Origin of the sequence: Streptomyces sp. ICN903 (genome assembly GCF_022015835.1) — a bacterium.
Classification (GTDB): Bacteria; Actinomycetota; Actinomycetes; order Streptomycetales; family Streptomycetaceae; genus Streptomyces; species Streptomyces fenghuangensis.
The window spans coordinates 1-3,131 of sequence record NZ_JAKMAY010000460.1 but is presented as its reverse complement, the minus strand read 5'-3'; the positions used below and the strand labels follow the sequence as shown (position 1 = coordinate 3,131).

Below are 3,131 nucleotides of genomic sequence, written 5' to 3'. Positions count from 1 at the left end.
CGCCCCCACCCGCGCAAAGGGCCGGGCCCCGCCTTCCGAACAGGAAGCGGGGCCCGGCCGCCGTGCTGGACCGCTCTCGCGGGGTCGCGCGCCGGATCAGGCGGCGACGTCCTCCTCGGCGAGGAGGTTCCGGGTGCGGTTGGGGTCGACGGGGACACCGGGGCCCATCGTGGTGCTGATGACGGCCTTCTTGATGTACCGGCCCTTGGCCGCGGACGGCTTCAGCCGCAGGACCTCGTCCAGCGCCGCCGCGTAGTTCTCCACCAGCTGCTTCTCGTCGAACGAGACCTTGCCGATGATGAAGTGGAGGTTGGCGTGCTTGTCGACGCGGAACTCGATCTTGCCGCCCTTGATCTCGGTGACGGCCTTGGCGACGTCCGGGGTGACGGTGCCGGTCTTCGGGTTCGGCATCAGACCACGCGGACCGAGCACACGGCCGAGGCGGCCGACCTTGCCCATCAGGTCCGGGGTGGCGACGACGGCGTCGAAGTCCAGGCGGCCCTTGGAGACCTCGTCGATCAGCTCGTCGGAGCCGACGATGTCGGCGCCGGCGGCCTCCGCGGCCGCGGCACGCTCACCGGTCGCGAAGACCAGGACCCGGGCGGTCTTGCCGGTGCCGTGCGGGAGGTTCACGGTGCCGCGCACCATCTGGTCGGCCTTGCGCGGGTCGACACCCAGGCGCATGGCGATCTCGACGGTCGCGTCGAACTTGGTCGGGGAGGTCTCCTTGGCGAGACGGACGGCCTCCAGCGGGGCGTAGAGCCGCGTCCGGTCGACCTTGGCGTCCGCGTTGCGGAGAGCCTTGCTGCGCTTCACTTCTGCTCCAGTTTTCTGGTGTACGGAGTCGTGGTCCAGGGGGCCAGCGCCTGACCCTGCCACTTCCATCTGTCTGTGCTCGGCGCGCCTGTCCGGCCCATCCGCCCCGAGGGGGGAGCCGGCCGCGCCTCGCGGGTACCGCGAGCGGAGCCGCTCAGCCCTCGACGGTGACGCCCATCGACCGGGCGGTGCCGGCGATGATCTTCTCGGCGGAGTCCAGGTCGTTGGCGTTGAGGTCGGGCATCTTGGTCGTGGCGATCTCGCGCACCTGCTCGCGCGTGATCTTGGCGACCTTCTTGGAGTGGGGCTCGCCGGAGCCCTTGTCCACGCCCGCGGCCTTGAGGATCATCTTCGCGGCCGGCGGGGTCTTGGTGATGAAGGTGAAGGAGCGGTCCTCGTAGACCGTGATCTCCACCGGGATGACCCAGCCGCGCTGCGACTCGGTCGCGGCGTTGTAGGCCTTGCAGAACTCCATGATGTTCACGCCGTGCTGACCCAGCGCGGGGCCGACCGGCGGGGCCGGGTTCGCGGCACCGGCCTGGATCTGGAGCTTGATCAGCCCCGTGACCTTCTTCTTCTTGGGAGGCATGTTCTCTCCGGGTCCTGGTGAGAGGTGTCGAATCCTCCGGCGGGCTGATCCACCCGTACGGAGGCATACCGCACAACGATAGCCCGTATCGCGGTGCGGTCGGAAACCGGCCAGGCCGGGCGGCCCCTCAGGGCTGCCCGACCTGGCCGGAAATCGGTGACCGGAAGAACCTCGTCAGTTCTTCTGGATCTGGTCGAAGCTCAGCTCGACCGGGGTCTCGCGGCCGAAGATCTCGACGAGGCCCTTGACCTTCTTCGAGTCCGGGTTGATCTCGTTGATCGTCGCCTGGAGCGTCGCGAACGGGCCGTCGGTGACGGTGACCGAGTCCCCGACCTCGAAGTCCAGCACCTGGACCTCGACCTTGCGGCTCGGCGCCGGCAGGCCCGCCTCGGCCGCGGCCTCCGCGGCGGCGCGCTCCTCCGCCTCGGGGGCGAGCATCTTGACGACCTCGTCCAGGGTCAGCGGGTACGGGTCGTAGGCGTTGCCCACGAAGCCGGTGACACCCGGGGTGTTGCGCACCACGCCCCAGGACTCGTTCGTCAGGTCCATGCGCACCAGCACGTAGCCGGGGAGCTTGTTCTGGCGGACGTTCTTGCGCTCGCCGTTCTTGATCTGGACGATCTCTTCCTCGGGGACCTCGGCCTGGTAGATGAAGTCCTCGACGTTGAGCGAGACGGCGCGCTGCTCCAGGTTGGCCTTCACGCGCTTCTCGTAGCCCGCGTAGGTGTGGATGACGTACCACTCGCCGGGGAGGTGGCGCAGCTCGTCACGGAGGGCGGCGACCGGGTCGACCGGCTCCTCGGCCTCCTGGGCCGTCTCGGTCTCGGTCTCGTCGGCAGGCTCGGCGGGGGCGGCCGCCGCCTCGGCCGACTCGTCCCCGGCGGTGTCGGCAGCTTCGGCCTGGTCGACGCCGTCCGCCGCCGCCTTGTCCGCCGTCTCGACGGCGTCGGGCGCGGTGTCGTCACCCTCGACGGGGTCGACGGCGTCGTTGAGGTTCGGGTCAGACACGGTGGCTGCTTCTTCCTGGCTTCAAGGGGTCGAACATGCGGAAAGGTGCCCCGGAGGGGCACTCCGCGGGCGCATCAGCCGAAGACGAACTTGACGACCTCGGTGAACCCCCAGTCAATCACGGTCACCAGGCCGATGATGACGAGGACGAAGATGATCACCACGGTCGTGTAGGTGGAGAGCTGCTTCTTGGTGGGCCAGACGACCTTGCGCAGCTCGGCGATGATCTGCCTGTAGAACAGGGCGAGACGGCCCAGCGGGCCCTTCTTCGCGCGCTTGCCACCGCGCCGGGGCTTGTTGTCGTCCTGCGACCGCCCGGGCTCGGGGACCTCGATGGAGTCCGTGATCTCCGCCACTCGTCCTCACCTGATCCGGGTCCTGGCCGCGTGCCGTGCCGCGTCCGGCCCGGCCGTACGGCGGTGCGTCCAGTTACGTACACGTGCACGCATCCCTGGTTCAGATGCGTGAAGCAGGGCCGGAGGGACTTGAACCCCCAACCGCCGGTTTTGGAGACCGGTGCTCTACCAATTGAGCTACGACCCTTTGCCGTTCCCAACCTACCGCATCCGGTCGGTGCCGCGGAGTGCGCGGACCACCGGTGATCGGCCGGGACCAACGACGGTGAGTGTACGTGCTTCCCGCGCCGCCGTCGAACACGTAACCCGTATCGCCCCGATCCTCCCCTTCCTCCCGCCCGTACACCGGCGCTCTCCCCGGC

Annotated in this window: 4 protein-coding genes and 1 tRNA gene; all 5 read right to left on the bottom strand. The window is 69.1% G+C overall.

The window, feature by feature from the left end; all coding sequences use genetic code 11:
- Positions 1–96 precede the first annotated feature (96 nt).
- Positions 97–816: a 50S ribosomal protein L1 gene (gene rplA, locus L7D48_RS27670; protein WP_237883664.1), complete on the bottom strand. Its 720-nt coding sequence runs from the start codon at positions 814–816 to the stop codon at positions 97–99.
- 154 nt (positions 817–970) lie between these two features.
- Positions 971–1,405, bottom strand: coding sequence for a 50S ribosomal protein L11 (gene rplK / locus L7D48_RS27665; RefSeq protein ID WP_206348926.1), 435 nt, complete (start codon positions 1,403–1,405; stop codon positions 971–973).
- A 174-nt stretch (positions 1,406–1,579) separates the two neighbouring features.
- A complete protein-coding gene (gene nusG, locus L7D48_RS27660) occupies positions 1,580–2,413 on the bottom strand; it encodes a transcription termination/antitermination protein NusG (protein WP_237883662.1) in 834 nt (277 codons plus the stop codon).
- Between the two features lie 74 nt (positions 2,414–2,487).
- Entirely contained in the window at positions 2,488–2,769 is a 282-nt protein-coding gene (gene secE / locus L7D48_RS27655; protein WP_237883660.1) for a preprotein translocase subunit SecE, read from the bottom strand.
- Between the two features lie 114 nt (positions 2,770–2,883).
- A tRNA-Trp gene (locus L7D48_RS27650) sits at positions 2,884–2,956 on the bottom strand.
- Positions 2,957–3,131: the final 175 nt, after the last annotated feature.